This is a genomic window from Paenibacillus cellulosilyticus, from assembly GCF_003182255.1.
In the GTDB taxonomy this organism is placed as follows: domain Bacteria; phylum Bacillota; class Bacilli; order Paenibacillales; family Paenibacillaceae; genus Paenibacillus_T; species Paenibacillus_T cellulosilyticus.
On sequence record NZ_QGTQ01000005.1, the window covers coordinates 54,747 to 76,538 of the forward strand.

At 51.4% G+C, this 21,792-nt stretch carries 14 protein-coding genes; 8 read left to right on the forward strand and 6 right to left on the reverse strand.

The genetic code is table 11. The annotated features are described in order from the left end of the window. Window positions 1–23 precede the first annotated feature (23 nt). The 8 genes from DFQ01_RS09320 to DFQ01_RS09355 all read left to right on the forward strand — a co-directional run bounded on the left by DFQ01_RS09320 (window position 24) and on the right by DFQ01_RS09355 (window position 13,203). Window positions 24–2,138, forward strand: a complete 2,115-nt coding sequence (locus DFQ01_RS09320; RefSeq protein ID WP_110043623.1) for a GMC family oxidoreductase — start codon at window positions 24–26, stop codon at window positions 2,136–2,138. Between the two features lie 167 nt (window positions 2,139–2,305). Continuing rightward, window positions 2,306–3,550, forward strand: coding sequence for a DUF4153 domain-containing protein (locus tag DFQ01_RS09325; RefSeq protein WP_245946595.1), 1,245 nt, complete (start codon window positions 2,306–2,308; stop codon window positions 3,548–3,550). A gap of 504 nt (window positions 3,551–4,054) precedes the next feature. After that, window positions 4,055–6,349, forward strand: coding sequence for an AraC family transcriptional regulator (locus DFQ01_RS09330; RefSeq protein ID WP_110043625.1), 2,295 nt, complete (start codon window positions 4,055–4,057; stop codon window positions 6,347–6,349). 295 nt (window positions 6,350–6,644) lie between these two features. Beyond that, window positions 6,645–7,610 carry an ABC transporter permease gene (locus DFQ01_RS09335; RefSeq protein WP_110043626.1) on the forward strand — a complete coding sequence of 322 codons (966 nt, stop codon included), beginning with the start codon at window positions 6,645–6,647 and terminating at the stop codon, window positions 7,608–7,610. Window positions 7,611–7,624: 14 nt separating this feature from the next. Next, a complete protein-coding gene (locus tag DFQ01_RS09340; protein WP_110043627.1) occupies window positions 7,625–8,524 on the forward strand; it encodes a carbohydrate ABC transporter permease in 900 nt (299 codons plus the stop codon). Between the two features lie 38 nt (window positions 8,525–8,562). After that, window positions 8,563–10,218: a type 2 periplasmic-binding domain-containing protein gene (locus DFQ01_RS09345; protein WP_110043628.1), complete on the forward strand. Its 1,656-nt coding sequence runs from the start codon at window positions 8,563–8,565 to the stop codon at window positions 10,216–10,218. A gap of 74 nt (window positions 10,219–10,292) precedes the next feature. After that, complete coding sequence (locus DFQ01_RS09350; RefSeq protein WP_110043629.1) at window positions 10,293–11,315, forward strand: glycoside hydrolase family 88/105 protein; 1,023 nt, start codon at window positions 10,293–10,295, stop codon at window positions 11,313–11,315. A gap of 97 nt (window positions 11,316–11,412) precedes the next feature. Then, the gene (locus DFQ01_RS09355; protein WP_174812918.1) at window positions 11,413–13,203 is read left to right on the forward strand and encodes a rhamnogalacturonan acetylesterase; all 1,791 of its coding nucleotides are present in this window, start codon (window positions 11,413–11,415) and stop codon (window positions 13,201–13,203) included. A 220-nt stretch (window positions 13,204–13,423) separates the two neighbouring features. On the opposite strand, the gene DFQ01_RS09360 is transcribed toward DFQ01_RS09355, so the two are convergent. The 6 genes from DFQ01_RS09360 to DFQ01_RS09385 all read right to left on the reverse strand — a co-directional run bounded on the left by DFQ01_RS09360 (window position 13,424) and on the right by DFQ01_RS09385 (window position 21,782). Continuing rightward, window positions 13,424–14,278: a helix-turn-helix domain-containing protein gene (locus DFQ01_RS09360; RefSeq protein ID WP_110043631.1), complete on the reverse strand. Its 855-nt coding sequence runs from the start codon at window positions 14,276–14,278 to the stop codon at window positions 13,424–13,426. Between the two features lie 164 nt (window positions 14,279–14,442). After that, window positions 14,443–15,573, reverse strand: a complete 1,131-nt coding sequence (locus DFQ01_RS09365) for a glycoside hydrolase family 53 protein (RefSeq protein WP_110043632.1) — start codon at window positions 15,571–15,573, stop codon at window positions 14,443–14,445. 28 nt (window positions 15,574–15,601) lie between these two features. Next, on the reverse strand, window positions 15,602–16,447 hold the full coding sequence (locus DFQ01_RS09370) for a sugar ABC transporter permease (protein WP_110043633.1): 846 nt from the start codon (window positions 16,445–16,447) through the stop codon (window positions 15,602–15,604). A 2-nt stretch (window positions 16,448–16,449) separates the two neighbouring features. Then, window positions 16,450–17,823: a carbohydrate ABC transporter permease gene (locus DFQ01_RS09375; RefSeq protein WP_110043634.1), complete on the reverse strand. Its 1,374-nt coding sequence runs from the start codon at window positions 17,821–17,823 to the stop codon at window positions 16,450–16,452. Between the two features lie 6 nt (window positions 17,824–17,829). After that, complete coding sequence (locus DFQ01_RS09380; RefSeq protein WP_174812919.1) at window positions 17,830–19,197, reverse strand: extracellular solute-binding protein; 1,368 nt, start codon at window positions 19,195–19,197, stop codon at window positions 17,830–17,832. 200 nt (window positions 19,198–19,397) lie between these two features. After that, a complete protein-coding gene (locus tag DFQ01_RS09385; RefSeq protein WP_174812920.1) occupies window positions 19,398–21,782 on the reverse strand; it encodes a leucine-rich repeat domain-containing protein in 2,385 nt (794 codons plus the stop codon). Window positions 21,783–21,792: the final 10 nt, after the last annotated feature.

The window sequence follows — 21,792 nt, forward strand, 5'->3', positions numbered from 1 at the left end:
GAATAGGAGGGGGCGTTCAGAGAATGCGTCAATATGATGCGGCTCTAGTTTTGAAAGCGGTTTCCGATCGTATGATTCCTGGGGATGAATGGCCTTCGGCCTCGGATGGCGGCGTGTTAACCTACTTGGAGCGCCGCGCTGCGGAAGATGTCACCGCTTGGACAGAGGTAGTCGAGCCTGGGCTTCGCGCATTGGATGAGGAAGCATACACGCAATATGGCTGGTCATTCTCGGAACTGCTGCCTCTCGAGCAGGATCAACTCCTACGCGAAGCGGAGCGCGACAACTATCAGGCTTGGCCTGTGTCACCTACACATTTCTTCCGTACGCTGCTCAACCTAGTGGTTGAGGGCTACTACGGCAATCCAGATGCGGGCGGCAATAGGGGGGGCAAGTCATGGGAGATGCTTGGCTTCCGTCCCGGCCCGATTATGAATATAGATACACCCGTTCCAGAGGTCGATTTGCCGCAAAAATCATTCGATCAGCTGCGAGATCGCTATGATGCGATCGTCATTGGAGCAGGCGCGGGTGGTTCTGTTGCAGCAGCGGTATTGGCAGAAGCGGGGCTTCAAGTTCTCGTCGTGGAGCGCGGAAGCTGGCTCCGATACGATGAGGTCGGCCGAGATCATCTGCGCAATCATCGGCTTAGCCATTATGGACATAACACAGGCCCAGACTTGGAGGGGAACCCGCGCACTATCGTTTTGGCAGGAGAGGAAGAGCGTGTGACAGCGCCTTACACGGGCGATTACCACAACAATGCGATGACGGTGGGTGGCGGAACGAGGGTCTATGGGGCACAGGCATGGCGCTTCCACCCGAACGATTTCCGTATGGCAAGCCGTTACGGGGTTCCAGAGGGAAGCTCATTAAGCGACTGGCCGATTCGTTACGAGGATCTGGAACCTTACTATGATCGTGCAGAATGGGAGATTGGCGTCTCGGGTGATGGGAATGCTCACTCTGGAAGGGGCAATCGGGAGCGTCCATTTCCGATGCCGGCCATGGCGTTAAACCTCGATGCGCAGCGGTTAGCCCGCGCAGCAGAGAAGCTGGGATGGGAGACGGGTCCCGTTCCGCTCCTTATCAACTCGGTAGAGCGGGACGGGCGGCCGGCATGCGTCCGCTGCGGCGAATGTGTCGGGTTCGCCTGTCCCACCAACAGCAAGAATGGTGGGCACAATACGATGCTCGTTCGAGCGATGGCAACGGGCAATTGCGATCTGATCTGCGATACGATGGCGGAACGCATCGATACGGAAGGTGGCAAGCACGCGACGGGCGTTCGACTTGTAAGGCAAGTCGATGGTGTTGTCGAGCGGAGACAAGTACGGGCAGGACATGTGGTGGTGGCTGCTGGTGCCATTGAGAGTGCACGATTGCTGCTGGGCTCAGCTACGGATGAGGAGCCGGATGGAATCGGCAATCGGAGCGGTCAGGTAGGAAGGCATCTGCAAGGACATGTGTACGCCGGTGCGTATGGTCTCTTTGATGAAGTCGTACAGGATGGTCTTGGGCCAGGGGTCAGCATTGCGACCTTCCGTTTCGATCATAGCGGCGAACAAGGCGTAATCGGGGGCGGGCTGCTTGCGAACGAATTCACTCGGCTGCCGCTCATTCATTGGTACCGAGCCGTTGCGCCAAATGCAGCACGATGGGGAATCGCAGGGAAACGGATGATGCGCGATAGCTACTTGCGCACGAGTCAGATTATGGGCCCGATTCAAGAGATTCCGAATCCGGAATCTAGAGTGAGCCTATCCAAGACGGTCAAGGACCGTTTCGGGATTCCGGCAGCCCGTCTGTCCGGCAGCGTTCACCCTGAGTCGCTTCGGGCGGGGAACATGCTGGGCGAGCAGGCGGAGAAGTGGCTGTGGGCAGCAGGAGCGCGAGAGGTGTGGCGTACCGGCCCATATGGTGGGCTTAGCGGCGGTCAACATCAGGCGGGAACACTGCGGATGGGGAATGACCCGATGACATCGGTCACCGATCCACTTGGCCGCATACACGGCTACGATAATCTATGGGTAAGCGATGGCTCGGTACATGTAACGAATGGCGGCGTGAATCCGGTGCTGACCATTATGGCGCTGGCCTTCCGCACCGCAGAGAACTTGGTGAACCAGGGGCAATGAATAAAGGGGAGCGCTTCTCAATGCGGAGAGGTGCTCCCTTTTGTGTGCCTGTAGCAATAAAAACTTAACAAAAATCGAGAAATATTTATTGTAAAACGATAAATCATACGTTAGAATCAAATCAGAAAACAGCCCTTATGGTAACCGAGATTAGGGGAGGCATAACAATGAATGTTAATAACCGGGTGCTGGAGCAGCTCCATAACCCACGTGAGCTGGAGCAAATGTTTCGAGCGGACCCCGAGGCGTTCCGCCAGTCATTCGCTCATGCTTGGGAGCACAATCCCGATTCACAGGTTCTTGCCGTGTGGAACGAACGACTGCATTATAAGGAGCCAGAAGCTGCAAAGAAGGCCACCCTGTTTCAGCGGAATTTCGTATCGATGGGCATTTTGGCGATACTGGCTGGTATTTGCACGAGACTCATCCTTTTCTTTGCCAATCGCGGCGACATCACGATGATGAATATTGCCTTTGGTGTACTTCCCTTTATTGCGGCTTATTTCGCTGTCAACAATGGAGCCAACAAGCGAATGATCTACACCTTGGCATCGATATTCGCACTTGCGATCGTCCTTCTGAATCTGCTGCCGCAAAAGGAGACGGACAGCATTGTATTGGCGTATTTGCACCTGCCGATCTTCTTATGGGTAATCGTCGGGCTCGCCTACACAGGCAATGAATATCGCATCGGCAGAGCAAGGCTCGCTTACCTCAAATTCAATGGCGAGTTTGCGATCCTATACGCCTGCATGGCGATCAGCGGCATGCTGCTGACAGGCATTACGATGCGGTTGTTCGAACTCGTCGACCTGGATATCTCGGAATTTTATTTCACCAATATCGTGGCGTTTGGTGCCGCAGCGCTCTCTGTTGTGGCTGCTTACCTAGTATCGAAGAACTTGAAGCTTGCCAAAAACATTGCGCCGTATATCGCCCGAATCTTCAGTCCGCTCGTATTAGTGACTTTGGCAGCTTATCTCGTAACCGTAGCTTGGGTTGGCAAAAGTCCATTCTCGGACCGTGATTTCCTGCTGTCCTTCAACGGTATTCTGCTCGGGGTATTGGCCGTCACGATCTTCTCCATTACAGAGAGAGGGACAGATGAGCGCAAGAACATTACGGACTACGTCAATGCGGCCCTCATTGCGCTTGCGCTCATTATTGATAGCGTCGCACTGTCGGCCATCGTCTTCCGGCTGTCCTCCTACGGAGTTACGGCCAACCGGCTTGCGGTTCTGGGCATTAACGTACTGATCTGGGCGAATCTGATTTGGATCATGAGCGCCTATGTACGTATGCTGCGCAACCAAACAGGACCTTCAACGGTCCAAGATGCCGTTACAAAGTACTTGCCAATTTACGGACTGTGGGCCGCATTCGTCGCCGTCGCATTTCCGTTGATGTTTTAATCCTCTATATTGCCTCCAGTAAAAAAGCGTTGCTCAGCATGCTCAGCAGCGCTTTTTTCAATGCGTCCAGCATGGACGCACTGTACGCTCGAACGAAAGCTATGCCCCATAGGGGCACGCGACCCCCATCACGAAGTAACGTATCCGCACCTCTGTCTCTACATCGACCCCTTCCGGGGTCCAGGGGACGGGAGTCCCATGGGGTCCTCCCTAGCAGGGAGGATTTAGGTGGGTAGAACTCCCCGATTTAGGCGGGTAGAACTCCTGAAGATTCAGGTGGGTACAATTTAAACTTGAAACCTCGACCAAGAACCCATAAAATTGTAGAACGAAGTCTTTTATTTCGATGGTGGATCTGAATGAGAGCACAATTGGACCTATAACGACGCAGGATCGCAGATATAAGAGGCATCTTTTTTTGTTTTATTGTAAGCGCTGTCTTAATGTGAGAGTTAATTCATAGGCTGGAGCAGCAGGCAGCTTATGAAGGAAGGAGAGGCTTGAATGAAACGATTTCCAATCATGCTGCAGCTAACGCTCATCATGTTTTGCGTAATGGCCATTCCGATTTCAATCCTGACGTGGTATAGCGGCACACAGATTCTGAAGCACTCGGAAAGTGCTATTGCGGAGTCAACGCTCGCGGGGCTTAATGCGAACCGCAAGCTGAATGAGATGGCGCTGAACAGCCTTGCACAGGATGTGGTGCACCTCGCTGCGACGAAGGTGTTCGATCGTGTACGCAACTTTGAGACGCTGGACGAGTTGAACAGTCAATATGTGAATATAGCGAGTACGCAGGTCGTCCTAAGTGAGTTGACCAATTTGAGAAATCGGCAGGATGGCGTGTACTCCGCTTATTTCTATTTGGACGGTGCGGATTACGTGGTTTCGTCCGATAAGGGAATAACGTCGCTTAGCCGGTACGAACCAATGGAATGGCTGGAGACTGCGCTGGAAGGAAGAAGAGGTATAAGCGGCGTCTGGTTCCCGCGCAAACTGGCCGATGGCAAGAACGTCGTCACATACGTACTGCCGTTGAACCGTTTGTCGACAACGACGAAGGGCACGATTGTCGTTAATTTGGAGGAAGATCGAATTAGCCAGTATTTGCGAACGTCCGAACCAGGCAAGCATAGCTATATGCTCATGGAATCAGACGGCACGATTATTTCGATTGCTGACAAGAGTCTGATGTTCACTTCTGGGACAGACCAGCCTTATATCAAGGACATTTTGGATAGCAGCAACAAGGAAGGGTATGCCTACCACGAGATGAACGGGGAGCATCTGATTTATACGTGGTCACGTTCATCGACCCAATTTCAATGGTTGAATGTGAACGTGTATTCAATGGACGAGCTATTGTCCAAGACGCACACCATCCAGCGCAGCATTATTTTCATTACGGTCATCATCATCTTCGCAGGCGCGCTGTTGACGGTTCTTCTAGCCACTTGGCTGTCCAAGCCGCTGCGCGAGCTGGTAAGAGAGATCCGTGCTCGGAGCAATATGAGCATCACGAAGAAGAATGAACTCGTCTTCCTCGATGCGGCATTCCGCCGGATGCAGGAGGAAGAGGAAGGGCTGACTCGTCTGCTGAAGGAACGGGAGCAGGATACGCGCAGCCTGGCGATCCATCAATTGCTAAAGGGCGAGGTCACCAAGCAGGTGGATGATCTGTTCCCGCATCCTTATTACATGGTGGCCATTGTGTCTATAGACCGTTACAGGCGATATGTAGCCCATGCGAACTCGGAAACACGCCAGTACCATCGCTATGTGCTCGTGTCGCAGTGCGATAGCTTGTTCCCGGAAGGCATTCATGTACGTACCGTTTATCAGGGCGAGGGCTACTTCGTCATGATTATTAACTATGGAGCCGAAGAAGCGGAGAACAGCCATGCTTCGATCCATGCAGCGCTTCCTGCTATCCGCGAAGCAGCGGCAGAGCTGCTGGGCCACTCGGTAACGGTAGGCGTCAGCAGTCAGACGGACTCGAGTGCACTCATCTCCGACCGTGTCGAGGAAGCAATGGAAGTCACCAAGCATCGGATGATTGAAGGAAGCGGCGGCATCACGTATTGGAAACAGGACGCTGACCAGAGCGGCAAATATATTTATCCAGCGAACAGCGAGCGGCGTATTCTCAATTTCCTCGATAATGGCGATTTGGATAGCATTATTAAAGAGCTTGGGATCATTCGTGAGGAAATTCAGTCTGTCGAATACATCTCGTACGATAACATCATGTTCATTTACAACCAGATTCTCGGGGTTACGATCAAGCATCTTCGAGAAAATAACGTCAGTACGGCGCGTATTTTTGCGGGCCGCCGCAATATTTATTCGGCCATTGCGACAAGAGATACGCTCGATGAGCTCGACGAATATTTACATGAGTTCTTCGGAGATATTATTCAGTATCTGGGGCGCAGCTCGGGAGACGCAGGTTACGGGGAACGTATCACCCAATACCTTGAAGAGCATTATTGCGAGGAAATTGTGTTCGAGGATATGGCCAAGGAGATCGGTATCAGCTACTCTTATATGCGTAAAATCGTAATGGAGCTGACCGGCAAGAGCTTGATCGATTATACGAACTCGCTGCGGATCGAGAAGGCGAAGCAATTATTGCTGGAATCGAATTTGAACATGACGCAGATTGCTGCTGAGATCGGCTATGCGAATGTGCAAAGCTTCAATCGATTCTTCCGTAAATACGAAGGAATGCCTCCGAGCAGCTACAAAACATTGAAAACAAGTGGTGCAGAAACAAACGCAAGCAATGATCAATAAATAAGCGCGTATTTCGAAGCTGTCTTTTCTGGCCCAAGCGGCCAAGGAGGGACAGCTTCACTCATTTTATATGCTATTCAGAATTGATCATGAGCATCGTTTCAAGGGCTGATCAATCATGTGCAAGGTGCCGAAAACCGCGTAGTGGCGCGGAAAAATCAAAAATGATAGCTCGAATCAATACTCATGATTTACGATTGCGAGGCTAGGGCGGTATGATGCAGACATAGCCCACCATCGTCTGAACACATGCATTCAGTCATCGGGAGGTCTACTGTAAGAGGAGGGTGAGACTGTGAAAGTTGAAAGCGCTTCACTCAATAATGAAACCGCTTTATTACCGAAGAAACAAAAGAGCACAGGATGGCTTCATGCTCTTCGACAAGATTGGCAGCTGTACTTACTATTGGTTGTTCCATTAGCCTTCGTATTACTATTCAAGTACACGCCAATGTTTGGTCTTGTCCTGGCATTCAAGAAATATAAGATTGCCAAGGGATTCTGGGGAAGTGACTGGGTAGGATTTCAGATTTTTAAGGAGATCTTCGATAAACCTGACTTCGCCCGTGCTGTACGCAATACATTGATGCTCAATAGTCTCGATCTATTATTCAGCTTTACGATGCCGATCATACTCGCACTACTATTAAGTGAGATCAAGAGCGCTCGGTTCAAGAAGATCAATCAAACGTTCTTGTACCTGCCGCATTTCTTCTCCTGGGTTATCATCGGAGCGCTTGCTTACCAGCTCCTAAGCCAAGGTAACGGCGCAGTCAATAATGTTCTTGAATCAATGGGCTTCAATCGGGTTCCGTTCCTGCAAGAAGATACGCACTGGCTGTTCAGCTACCTGGCGATCGGCGTATGGCAGAGCATGGGGTGGGGAACGATCATTTATCTTGCTTCAATAAGCAGCATTAACCCCGATCTCTATGAGGCTGCGACCGTTGACGGTGCAGGCCGCTGGAGAAAGATGTGGAACGTCACGCTGCCTTCGATTCGGATGACGATTGTAACCTTGCTTATCCTGAACCTGGGCAAAGTCATGGACGGTTCGTTCGAGCGGATCTACGCCCTTACGAACAAGGCGACCACCGAATACACAACGACGATTCCGGTACTGGTTTATCGTTGGGGTATTGAGTCCGGCAACATCAGCCGTGCGACAGCAGTAGGATTGTTCCAAGCTGTCATCGGTCTTGTACTTGTACTGATTGCTAACCGAGTGGCCAAGAAGCTTGGCGACGAAGGAATTTTCTAGAGAGGGGGCGCACCATGAAAGCATCCACTGGCACTATTGCCATGCACAATAAACAGCGTTTTGACATCTGGGATGTCGTAATTCGCCTCGTTATCATCCTCGTTTCGCTGGCTTGCTTGCTGCCGTTCGTACACGTTATTGCGAAGTCGTTCAGCGCGGACGCATTCGTTATTGCGAATAAAGTAACGCTTTGGCCGAGAGGATTCACCTTCGGGGCTTATGAGAAAATTTTTCAAGATAAAAGTATTCTTCGTTCCTTGTATATCTCCATTATCGTTACGGCATTATTCACGATTCTAGGTATGATCATTACGATCTTCGCGGCTTATCCACTGTCTCGTGGTCAATTGAAGGGCCGCTCGTTATTCACGCTTATCTTCTTGTTCCCAATGCTCTTCAGCGGGGGCATTATCCCGGAATATATGCTGATTAACAATCTTGGCATGATGGATACACTGTGGGCGCTCATTCTGCCGCTCGCATTCAGTTCCTTCAACTTGCTAATTATGAAGACCTCGCTCCAGAGCGGTATTCCGATCAGTCTTGAAGAGGCTGCGCGGATCGATGGGGCAAACCATTTCCGTATTCTATGGAGTGTCGTTCTCCCACTGTCCAAGCCCATTATGGCAACATTGTCGCTGTTCTATGCGGCTGGACGCTGGAATGCTTATCAGGACTCCTTGTTCTACATCAAACAAAATGTAGACCTGCGTCCGCTCCAATTGAAGCTTTACTATCTTGTCATTCAATCGACGGAAAGCTTCCAACTCGAAGCATCATCGGTGGCGCTCAGCAACCCTGAGGTACTGAAAGCGTCGTGCGTTGTATTCGCAACGCTCCCGATTTTGTGTATATATCCTTTCATCCAGAAGTACTTTGTTCAAGGCACTATGCTAGGTGCAGTAAAAGAGTAACGAAGTAACACAAAAATGACTGATGGGGGTAATAAGCAATGGCAAAAAAGAGATTGGGCACCATGTTGTTGTCTTCTCTGGTTGTAATGGGTCTTATTGCAGGCTGCTCGAATAGCGGCTCGGACACCAAAACGGAAGAAACGACGCCAACGACAGACAACTCGTCGACAACGACGGAAACGACGACAAATGAAAGTGCTTATCCAGACTATTCGAAGGGCTTCACTGAAAAAGTAGAACTCAACATCCCCGTCTATGAGCGTGCGTTCGAAGGCTGGAATGTTACGGACAACTATTATACGAAATGGATTCAGAAGGAATTCGGCGACAAGTACAACATCGACGTGAAATTCACGGCAATTGCACGCGGTAATGAGGTACAAGACTTCGAGCAGCTGCTTGCCGCGCACAAAGCGCCGGATCTCATTTTCCACTACGATATGCCGCAAGCGCTTGCATATTACAGTGAAGAAGTTATGCAAGATCTGGATTACAAAGAAATCGAGAACTATGCACCAACTTATTGGAAAAACATGGGTTCAACGATCGAGCAATACGGCAAAGTAGACGGCAAGAATGCATTCGTGTTCGCTGCTCGTCCAGCTATTGATAATAATACTACACTGATTCGTAAGGACTGGGTTGAGAAGGTAGGCATGAAGGTCGAAGACCTGACTTCCCTTGAGAAGTACAACGATATGCTTCAGAAGTGGAAAGATGCTGGCCTCGGCGTAGGCGCTGAGTCGCTGAAACTGAACAACTACACGTTCAACTATGCGTTCCGTGATTTCCCAATGGATGACAAGGAACATGCGCTCTACTCCGACCTGGGCGTAGCGGACCTGACGACGCCAGCTACTGAGAAATATTTGCGCAACCTGAATGACCTGTACAACAAAGGTCTGATCGACAAAGAGTTCTACCTCCGTACGGACGATGCGAAGATTAAAGCTGAATTCGTTGCAGGCAAAACGGGTACGTATGGTCTTTATCTTGCAAGCAACACGGATGTTATCTCTGCGACGCTGGCGAACAACCCAGGTGCTGAATTCGCAATCCTGCCTCCGGGAGCAGGTGTGCCAGAAGGTTCTAAACCGCAAGGCCGTGCTTACTGGCCATTCGGCTTCATCATGGGCGTCAACTATGAGTCGACAGCAGAAGAGCGCGCAGCATTGTGGATGTACCTGGAGTGGATGAGCCAGCCAGACAACCTGTTCTTCCTGCAAAACGGTGTAGAAGGTCAGAACTATACGCTTGATGCTGATGGCGTTGCAGTGAAAAACGCTGACTTCAAAGGCGAGTCCGCACTGTCGCAAAACAACAACAAAGACTACTGGGCACTTGTAACGGAAAGCGCACAATACGCAGATCAAGCTACAACTCGTAAAGCTCTTGCTCGTCAATGGGCACCTGTTGGTTATGAAAGCCTGGTAGATCAGCTGTTCAAGTACTATGACGAAACTGCAGAATATCGTACGCCGGACCCAATGTTCAGCGTTGTACTTGAGAAAGTAAACGAGTACAAAGCAGACCTGAACGCACTCTTCCAAGAGCTGTACGTGAAGGTTGCACTGTCTAAGCCAGAAGACTTCGACAAAACGTATGAAGCAGCGAAGCAAACGTACCTCGATGCAGGCTACCAAGAAATTCTCGACGAGAAACAAAAAGCAATCGACGCTGGTCAATACAGCTAATCTAAATTAATTTAACAGACACTCAAGCCCCGGCATTAAGCTGGGGCTTGAGGATTTGGAGGAGAATGGAAGACATGAAGATAAAGGCCTCTCAGACGGAATTGAAGCAGCTGATCGATCAAGTGGTAGACTACACGTTCGGTATGGACCTCACATGGGACTGGCCGGGCGGCGTTGCATTCTATGGTGTCAGCCGCGCGTTCGAAGTAACGGGTGAGCAGGCTTATCTCAATCGGATGAAGGAATGGGTCGACGAGTATATCGAGGTTGGTCTGCCTGTATGGACGGTGAATACATGTGCAATGGGCCACATGCTCATCACGCTGTACGAACAGACAGGCGATCAGAAGTACTTGGATCTAATCATGAGCAAGGTGGATTATCTTCGCAATGACGCACTTCGTTTCGGTGACCGCGTACTCCAGCATACGGTATCGGCGAACAACGACTTCCCTGAGCAAGCATGGGCGGACACGCTGTTTATGGCTGCATACTTCCTGCTGCGCGTAGGCATTATGCTGAAGGAGAAGCCGCTTGTCGATGATGCATTGCATCAGTTCTTCTGGCATATCAACTACCTGCAGGACGAGCATACGGGCCTGTGGTATCACGGCTACAATAATATTAAAAAGGATCATATGTCGGGCATGTATTGGGCGCGTGCGAATGCATGGGCTGCTTATACGATGTCTCGTGCGGCAAGAATACTGCCGGAAGCCTATCTCTATCCGCCAATGATGCACATCTGGAGCTCATTGCGTGATCAGCTTGCAGCGATTAAGAAGCTGCAGAAGGAAGACGGTCTGTGGGGTACAGTGCTTGATTATCCGGACGCGTACGGTGAGGTATCGGCGACAGCCGGTATCTGCGCAGCGATGGTCACGCAGCATAACCCGATGCATTCGAAGTATGTACAGAAGGCATTGGACGGCGTAATCGCAAATATTGCAAGCAATGGACGGGTTCAGAACGTATCTGGTGGAACTGCCGTCATGAACGATATAGAGGGCTACCTGAACATCGATAGGAAATGGGCGCAAGGCTGGGGCCAAGGCTTGGCACTAGCGCAGCTCACGGCTGTGTTGGAAGTTATTTAACAACAAGTTACTGATTTGAAGAGACGGCAATGACGCTTACTTCCTTGGGGAGTAAGCGTCATTTTGTAATGAGTTAGGAACAGAGAGGAGAATGGAGATGTACAGTAGACGATATAGCTTCGCAGCGCAATATGAGCAAGCGGGCAGCGTTCCGGTTGGTGCGGCGAGCATCTATGGCGAGGAGACGGGATTTGGATTCTTAGCATGGACGGACCCTGCGAACAATAGCGCGGATCGGTTCAAAGGGTATGGTGGATGGCTTCCGCGTTCAGGAGAAGGACAGGCTGCGCCGGCTTTTATCGATGCAAAGTATGGTGTTGAGCTGCGCCAGAACGGCTGGCCGCTGCGCTTCAGAGCATCCGTGCCCGAGGAAGGCATTTATGCCGTAACGGTTCGCATTCACGGCGGCGATGAAGGCATCGCCTCCCTTAACCTTTACACGGGACGACGCAACATGGTAAGACGCGAGATTACGATTGCGGCGGGCGGGGTTTTCGAATATCGGTATTACGTCCATGTGTGCGACTATATTCCGGTCGTGGGGAAGCCGGCAAGGGGCGATCTTTCGATCTACATTTCGGCTGTAGGTGAGATCGCCCGTCTTAGCGAGGTAACGATTGAGCAATCGGAAGCACCTACACTGTTCTTGGGCGGCGATTCGATCGTAGGTGACTACGATACGCGTTATCCTTACAACCCGATCATTAGCGGCGGCTCTTGGGGACAAAATATGCTGCAATACTTCAATGGTGCTGCCGTTGATAATCAAGCGCACGGCGGCATGACGACCAACTGTTTCCGAGACGACGGGCATTGGGCGATCATTACGGGCCGCATTCGCCCTGGCGATATGTTCATGTTCCAATTCGGGCATAACGATCAGAAGCGAAGATACCTTGCGCCGTATACAGGCTACTCAGCTAACCTCAGATGGTATATCCAGCAGGTACGAAGCAAGGGCGCGACTCCGGTTATTGTGACATCGCTTAGCCGGATTCCAAGCCAGGATGAGGATGGCAGCTACTATGATCTGCTGGAGGAGCATGCGGAAGCGTGCCGCAAGGTAGGTCGAGAGTATAAGGTGCCCGTCATCGATCTGCATGAGCACAGCTTCCAGCGTTTCTGTCAGATGGGAACCGAGAAACTCAAAGGGTATTTCAACGATGCGGCGCATACGAATGATTACGGTGCGATCATGATGGCCCAATTTATTGCCTCGGAAATTAAACGCCAGCAGATCGAGCCGTTATGCCACTTGATGAACGACTACGATCCAGCGCCATGGCTTCCGGATGAGTCGCTGCGTCCGCCAACGCAGGTGTCGCCAACGGACAAGCCAGAGCGTCCGATCCTTCCGACGGATCTGCCGGAGCTGCCGTATGTGGATTGTGTGGGGATTAAGCAGCTGGCTGGTTTGAAGGAAGCAATGGCGAGGGGACTGCTTGACCCGTGTCTGAAATATTTTCACCCGGAAGCAAATCTGCCTCGTGGACAGTTCCTGTTCCTATTCTTCAAGGCGGCGCAGTCGCCGCCGAAGCGGGTGTATCAGGGCCGATACTGCGATATCTATAAATACGAGTTCGATGCGTCGAATGTACAGGGTGCAATCGATGCGGAGCTTATCGATGAGGCAACAACGCCAAATGGCCGTTTCCGGCCAGACGACGGCTTAACGGGTGGAGAGCTTCTGAGCTTCATCGTGCGTTCGCTTCATGAAGCGGGCAATCGTCAGCATCTCAATGTGGAGGCATGCGAGCGGCAGGCACGAGCCTGGGGCCTGATCTGGGAAGGGTACGAGCGGGATCTTGAAGTGAATCGAGCAGATTGTACGGTGGCGCTCGTTGAGATGATGAAGCTCGCAGCAGCAGCTCATCCTACGAAATCATAATACCATCGTCAATTTACGAATGGTTTCGTGAATGGCGCGCTCGGCAAGGCTGCCGACGGGAAGGACGTTACAGGCTGGTATGTGCTTGATCGATAGGCACTTCCGTTTCTAGGCACGCCTTGGAGTCGACAATAAGAATAATTCGAATGATCCGTCCGTGTCGGGCTGATGCTGAACAGGGCTGCCGCAAAGCGGTGGCCCTATTTGTCATACAATCCGACTACTCCAAAGGCGCAGAAAGATGCAGCTCACGATACTTCGCGGGCGTCATCCCTTCCTTCTTCCGGAACGTCGCGACGAAGTGACTCACATCGTTGAAGCCGGCCAGAATAGACACTTCTTTCAGCGCCATGCCGGGATTGGTGACCATAATTTTTTTCGCTTTCCGGATACGCAGCTGGATGAGATAAGAGTACGGACTCATCCCGAAGGCGTCTCGGAACAGCTCGTTCAAGTAGGAGACGCTCATATGAGCCTGATCCACGATTTCGGGCAGCCCGACATTCGCAGAGCAATTATTCTCCATCCACTGTACAACGGGGCGAAGCTTCTCGTAATATTGCGACAGCGAAGGTTGATCGCCCCGCATGCTGTACTTGCGAAGAAGCATGAGAAAGTGATATAGCTCAGTAGAAGACTCCAAGCCGGAAAACTCGACATCTTGGTCCGCCTTGAGGAGCATCTCTCCGATCACATTCGAGAAAGAAAGCTGCTCCGATACCTCGGTATACTTCGCAGAAGTGTTCATGTCTAGCGCATCCAATATCGCACCAGCAGCCGTGCCTCCGAACGTAATGTAGACCGTCGACCAACGGTCCGATACCGGATAATACGAATGGGGCGTGAACGGGGTCAGCAATACGCCCTTGCCCGCGGTCAGCGAGAAGCGCTCCTGCGCCATTTCGAAGCTTCCTTCACCCTCAAGCGTATGGAGCCAATGATAGCACGGGTATCCATCCGGCCGGACGAATATTCGCTCCCAAGCGCTGTACCCAATCGTTTCAATATATAAAGGCAGCGTCCGCTCCACGGAGTTGAACACACATCTAATGTTTTCGTCATCCCATTTCAACATGATCTCACCTCAACAGTGTGCGAAAGCCTATGTTTGTTCTTGTTCGACATCTATCCTCCCGTTTCTTGCTGGATAAACTGAAGAAATGCTGAAAAATGTAAAAAAGAGCACCCTGTCGAAACGCAAGGAGCGACAGCGTACTCTTAAAAGGTGGAGCTACAGCGTCAAAACTGTTGAAAAACACGGAGAGAAGCGAGCGCCTTGCCCGTGAAGTCGAACAACGCTTGATTGGACCAATGATTGCCCGTCGATGCGACGTCGTTGCCGTATTTCATTCCCTCCGGGCTTGCCCAGGTCGTGCCGTTCACCGGCAGCCACGCCGGTTCCCAGTACACGATTCCGCGGCCACGGCCGTTCGGGACCTCACGAACCGTCGTCATCAAGTCGTGCAGAAACTGTGCTTGACCCTCGACAGTAGGCGAATAACCGCCAGCCTTAGCCAGATCTTCTGTGAAAATATCCGCGCCGGAAGGGCTATCCGCAGTGTAGCCGTATGCCGTCTCAACAACGAGCACCTCTTTGCCGTAACGTGCGCTAATATCATTGAGATTGAACCGCAGCTCCTCCAGCGTGCCGTGCCAAATCGGATAATAGGACAAGCCGATGATGTCGTAATCGACGCCGCGCGCCTGCATTTCATCGAACCAAGTCCGGTACAGCACATTGGAGCCGCCAGCATCCAGATGTAGAATGATTTGCATCGGTCCTACTTCTCTCACCGCACGAGTTCCCGCACGCAGCAGCGCCGCCAATCGGTCGAATGAAGCCTTCCATTCGTCTTCTTCCGAAGGTTCGAACCTTTTCTCTTCAAAATGATACTTCGGCGTTCGTCCTTCCGGCCACAGCATGCCGTTCGTCGTTTCATTCCCGACCTGTACGAGATCCGGCAGCACGTCGCAAGCCCGGCATACGTTCAGCACTTCCTTCGTATAACGGTACACTTGCTCCTCCAGCTGCTCGAAGGACAACGATTGCCAAGCCTTCGGCTTGCTCTGCTTCTTCGGGTCGGCCCAGAAATCGCTGTAGTGAATATTCAGCATAAACTGCAGCCCTTGCAGCTTCGCTCTTTTCGCCAACTCGATCGTTGTCTCGAGGTCGTTCGTACCACCCATGTACGGCTGCCCTTCCTCATCATAAGGGTTCACCCATAGCCGAAGGCGGACCACATTAAAGCCATTGATACGCAGGATCTCAAACAGATCCTTCTGTTCATCGTCGAGCATAAACTTCCCGCCGAGCGTTTCTACTTCCTTCAGCATGGAAACATCTGCGCCTTTATAATAAATCCGGTTCATCTCTTTCTCCTTATCACTTAAGTCATGCCTATCCTTTATCTCCGCCAGCGGTCAGACCATTGATCAAATACTTCTGCAGCACGATATACAGCACGGCAATCGGGATTGCAATAAGTACGGACCCCGCAGCGAACAGTGTAAATTCGTTCTTCGTCTGGTCGCTGATCATCGAATAGAGGCCGATCGCAACGGTTTTCTTCTCTTCACTGGATATAAGCAGCCTTGGCAAAATAAAGTCCATCCACGGTGCAGCAAATTGCAGCACAGCCACAAAAGTGAGCATCGGCGTCGCAAGCGGCACGATGATGCGGACGAAAATTTGCGTTCGCGACGCTCCGTCAATTAATGCGGCTTCATCGAAGCTCGTCGAGATGTTGTCGAGATACCCTTTCAACAGCCATATGTTATAAGGCAGCTGTGCAGCAACGCCTACGAAGACTAGACCGGTCAGGCTGTCGAGCAGACCGAAGTTCAGGAACAGCATGTAGACGGCGATTGCCGTCAGGAATGCCGGGAACATTTGCAGAATGAGAATAGACAGCAGACTCGCTTTCTTCCCCTTGAACTTGAAACGCGAGAACGCGTACGCGCCAAGCGTGGATAGAAGCACGCCGAAGAACATGTTGGCCGCGGCTACCTTCAACGTGTTCATATACCAGACCGGGAAGTCCGTATTGCGGAATAGGTCGATATAATTGCGCAGCGTAGCATGGTCCGGTATAGCCGATGCATTGGCCAGCCCCTTGGAGCTGCCGAAGGAGGAGCCAACGATCCAGATCAGCGGATAAATGACGATAACGGCCACAACGATGAGCTCCAGGTAGATGAGCGACGCAGTCAATATTCTCGTAAGGTTGGTTCGCTTTCGCTTCATACTCAAAGCTCCTCAAACGATTTGGATTTACGAAGATTAATGAGCGAGAAGCTCGCCACGATCAAGAAGACGATAATCGACATCACCGCTCCCATGTTGTATAGCCGGTTGTCGAGCGTCAGCTTATACAGCCAAGTAATGAGCAGATCGGTGTTCCCCGCGAAGTTGTAATCTGGGTTCGCCGGCCCGCCTTCGGTCAGGAAGTAGATGACACCGAAGTTGTTGAAATTGCTTACGAAAGAAAGCATTAACAGCGGCGCGGTTGCTTTGTATACGATCGGGAACGTAATCTTCCAGAACATCTGGCCTGCGTTGGCGCCGTCCATCCGTGCAGCTTCATAATAGCTCTCCGATACTGTCGTGAGCGTGCCCCCGATTAGCGCCATAAAGTACGGGAAGCCTAACCACAGATTAATGAGCAGCGCTAGAATTCTAGCGAGATTCGTGTTGCTCGGGTCGGTGAACCAGTAAATCCGCTCTGAGGTGAGTCCCATATCGAGCAGGAACTGACTGATCGGCCCGAACTGGCCATTGAACATCGACTTGAATACCAGTGCCGAGATCATCGCCGGAACGGCCCAAGGCAAAATATAAATGCTGCGCCACAGCTTCTTGAATCTCACAATGGAGCTGTTCAACAGCACGGCCTGGAAGAAACCGAAGAAGTAAGTCGTAATTGTCGCAAGGATCGCCCAGACGAAGGTCCACAGCAGCACGCCCAGAAAGGTGTGCATCCACGAGAACACTTCGGTTACGGTGACGAAATTGTTAAGCCCTACCCAATGGACAAGCTTGGTAGGGGGGAGGTTGCTGCGGCTGTAATCGGTGAAAGCAATTAGAACCCCGAATACGATGGGCAGCACACAAATAAACAAGGTTAGCAAGGCCGCTGGGGAGAGAATAATGTAGGCATACATCGACTCCCACAGCTTCTTGATCTCTTGCAGCGAGCTATGCAGCATGCCTGTTTCGTTGAGCTGGCTTCTTGCCTTGGCCGCGTCTCTAATGTTCCAGATGTAAAAGAATAGGAACAAGAGAAGGATGAACAATGCAATGATTCCGTTGGCCATCAATACGATGGAATGGTCGCCGGCCGTTAGGCCGGTCAACCCCATTGTTCTAGGCTGGGTGCCCAGCGTGAACAGTCCCCATAATCCTTTCAGGAAAAAGCCGCCGTTCTCTCGGAAACGAAACCCGCCGGCCATGTCGGTATAGCGGCCGGTTGCGATTTCGATCGCGAACGCTCCGGCACCGATAAGAAAGAAGAGGAGGCCCTTCAAGTACTGCCGATTCAGCGTCTGACCGGCCCCCCAGACGATTGCGGATAGCAAGCCGGCTGCCCAGGCCGGCGTTTGTTTAGTATGCAAGGCTGTCATATTCGTTTACTTGCCCAATGACTTCAGGTCGGCGTATTCTTTGTCAGCCTTCTGCTGCGCGTCTCCGACCGCCATCAGATTGTCCCATACGTTAACGATGAGCGAATTGCCGGCCGTGTAGAGGTAGTCCGGGATTTGCGGCGTCAGATCAGCATTTTCCGATTGGGCGATGATGCCTTTAATATGCTCGTTGCCGTTAATGCCTTCAACATTTTGAATATGATCCGATTTGAGTGCGGGGATCGCTCCTATTGATTTGTACAGTGCAGCGGCGCCCTCATCGGATGCCATGAAGTTCGCGAACACACGAGCAGCAGCGGGATATTTGGAATAACCGGATACGACCGCAACGGAAATGCCCGTCAGAGAGCCAGCCACATCGCCAGAAGCAGCCTTAGGCAGCGTCGTTACACCGTATTCGAACTTGTTGTCGGCAGCGGCTGCATCGAAGTCCTTGAATACCCAAGGTCCCGTAATGACATAGGGCGTTTTGCCTTTGACGAATTCGCTCTCGATCGAGTCCCATGTTGCGTCGGCGGAGTTTACATTCCAGACGCTGCGGAGCGACTTGTAGTATTCAAGCCCTTTCGTCAGCGATTCCGAGCTAAAGTTCGGTTTATCCAAGTCTTTGTCTTCATACAGATGCCAGCCCATCGAGGACAATACCGGATAAGCATAGTAGAGCTGGCCGGCAAGGAAACGAATCGTCCACTGGTTCTTACTGCTGTCGTTATACTTATTAGCAAGCTCGATTATTTCCTCCCAAGTGGTTGCCGGCTGGTCGCTGCCCGTCAGCTCTTTGAGCAGCGTTTTGTTATAGAATAGGGCGATCGATTCCGTCGAAATCGGTACTCCGTACAGTTGGCCATCTTTGCTCGCCACCTCGACGAACGTGTCCGGCACCCGTTCCTTCAACGTGTCCCCATAGTTGCCGAGTGGTGCAGCGGTCGCGTTGTCGATCGCTTGGGCCAGCTTGTCGTAGTTCGCCGTGAACACATCCGCGCCTTTGCCTGCTTCGCCGTCAAGCGCCATGCGCTCCACGCTCTCTACCTTTGCGACGATTTCATACTCGACTTTCACTTGCGGGTATTTGACTTTGAACGCTTCTACAAGTGCTTTGCCATAATCCTCGTATTCCACCCAGATTTTCAGGGCTTGCTCGCCTGAAGCAATTTCGGGCTCCATCTCGTATTCGTTAGTGGACGCATCCCACTTCAGCCCGCCGTTGTCCTCGCTCGTATTCGCATTCGTATCGGCCGTATCCGTCGTTCCTGTTGTGGATGAAGCCGAATTGCTTGTGTCCGAACCGCAGCCGGACACGATAAGCATGGTCGCGAGTGCAATATTTACGCCAACAAATCCGATTTTTCTCATGTATAATCCCCCCGGTATTTCATTTAGTCGTCCAATATTTTCTATTGCAAACTGAATTATAAAACGTTTCCAAACGGTTTGATATATAATAAACAGAGGGTCATGCGTATAAGAATCTTATGGCGAAATGACAAAAAAAGAGCCTTGCATGTCGTGACATGCAAGGCTCTTGGTCCTATTAAACACCATACTAACTGTCCTTATTTCGGGCTAACCGTTAACCACTCGCCCACGAAGCGGTGCTTGTTCGCTCTGATGATTTCATCCAACGGCACGGCCTCATCGAAGTCCCCATCGAAGGCGATGAATCGAATGTAAGGCCCTGTCGACTTCTCCGTGAAGCTTGTGCCGTCAGGATAAGTGATCGTTCCCCCGCTGTCCGTATACATGCCCTCCAGGGAGAACCCGATATCTTTGGCTTTGACCGTCTTCGGCTTGTCCGTGTGGTTGGCGATGAGGATCTTGCCACCGAAGTTGTAGTTATAATACTGATCCTCAAACTTCTGGACGTTGCTTCCTGCCGTCACATAGATTGCGCTATACGCTGGCAGGGTGAACGAGCTGACGTTGTGAATGGAATACAGGTTATAGACCGAGCCGTCTGGCTGCGGGAATGATTGGCTCACATACGTCTCGAACCAGTTCGCCTGCAAACTATCTGCCATTCCTGCCGATTCGGTCTGGCTGTAGGACGTTCCTTGGCTGCCGACCTTCAGCAGCGTCAGCTTAAGCGTCTCATTCAGATTCGTCATCGTGCCTCTAAGGACGGAGCCGCGAATGCCATTCCCGTTGAAGAGGAATGGATCTTTCATCTGGCCGAAGCCTATATGACCGCTGTCGCCTATCGAGTACAGCTCGTATTTGAATACGTAGTCGACGTTGCCCGATGCGAGAGGGACGTCGGCGGGAACGATTAGTTCACCTTCTACGGTTTTCGTATTCCCTCGGAAAATAAGCTTCGTCTTTACGTCACTGTAAGCGGTATACTCCCCTTCTTTCCATTGAAGGCTGAGGATTGCCCATACGATCGTATCCCGTGTAACCGGAATTTCGGAGTTGAAGGATACTTTGATAGGATAGTCGTTCGATGACGGAGCGACTGCATCACTGAACGCTTCGGGATAACGGTCCGTATCCCAATAAATTTCATTCAGTCGTTGATTTTGCGAGAGATTGAAGTGTGCGCGTTTATATACGTTGTTCTGATCCTGCTGCCACGGATTGCCGTCATCCCAGGTTACATCCACATGCGCATAGGAGCCGTTGATCTTGACTAGGTTCCAAGCATGTCCAACTCCCCCGAGTGAGGTGCCGGAAATGTACATAATGTCGAGTCCAGCCAATTGACCCAGCAAGTTCATCGCTCTGGCGTAGCCCTCGCATACCGAGATGCCCTCAATAAGCGCACCATAAATACCGTAGGGGTCCGTTCCTGTCTTGATTCTTTTGCTGTAATACTGCCAATCGTATGTGATTTTGTTCAATAGGTAGTCATGAATCGCGGTTTCTTTCACAAGGTCGGACATGCCCGGTTTAATGAGGCGTGCAATAACATCCCTTGCCTCTTTGCCGGCAAGTGCCGCATTCTTCAGTACTTGATCTTCCTCATGAGATTCCTTACGAAGTGCAGGAGCCGCGTCGAGCAGCGGGTTATCCTCGAAACGGACAGCTCTCAGCTTAGGCATCTGCCCGATGACCGAAATATCTGATATTAGGTTGTTAGAAGCCTGCAATCCCTCAAGCTGGGTTAAACTTTTGAGCGCGCTAATATCTTTGACGTTGTTGTAGGAGATCCAGAGAGACTTGAGTGTCGTAACACCAGCTAATGGCTTTACATCGGAGATGAAATTCTCGATGGCATGCAGCTCTTCCAGCTTCAGATTCTTCAGTGGTGTGAGGTCCCGAACGGTGTTGTAGCCGATATCAAGCTTCTTCAGCTGCTTCAGATTCGCGAGTGGACTGAGGTCGGTTACCAAGTTGTTGAACAAGTCGAGCGAAGTCAGGTTGCGGAGTGCTTCAAGTCCGGTCAGATCGCGAATGCGGCCTGTGGAATTCTGATAGATTTGAGCGTTGGTGATCGATTTAATGCCGAGTACGTCCTTCACCAGAATATCACCGGTTGGCTTGGCGATAATAGCGCGAATGACAGCCTCCAGATTGGCGTCCTTGAAGACGACCTTCTTCAGATCGGCAGGGTCAGTCGTATTCGTGGACGTATTAGGGACAGATGTATTCTTGGCTGCCGTTACTTCTACGGTTACTGTTGCGTACCCCGAATAGCCGTTTTGTGTGACCTTCGCTGTGATTTTGGCTTTGCCTACGCTCTTGCCTGTCACAACACCCGCCTGGGTGACGATCGCGATCTTCGAGCTGTCGCTCGAATAGGTGAATGTGAGCTTAGGCTGCGTAGTGGCGCGCAGCGTAAGCGTACTGCCAACAGCTACTTTATAAGTTGAGGCAGTGAGCTGAACTTTGACGGCGCTCGTCTTCGCGGCGGCTGCTGTTGTAAGAGCATTCATGGGTACGAGCATGACGACGAGAAGAAGGAGTGCGATAAACTTCATGCCAAGACGTTTGGATACCACACACATCACC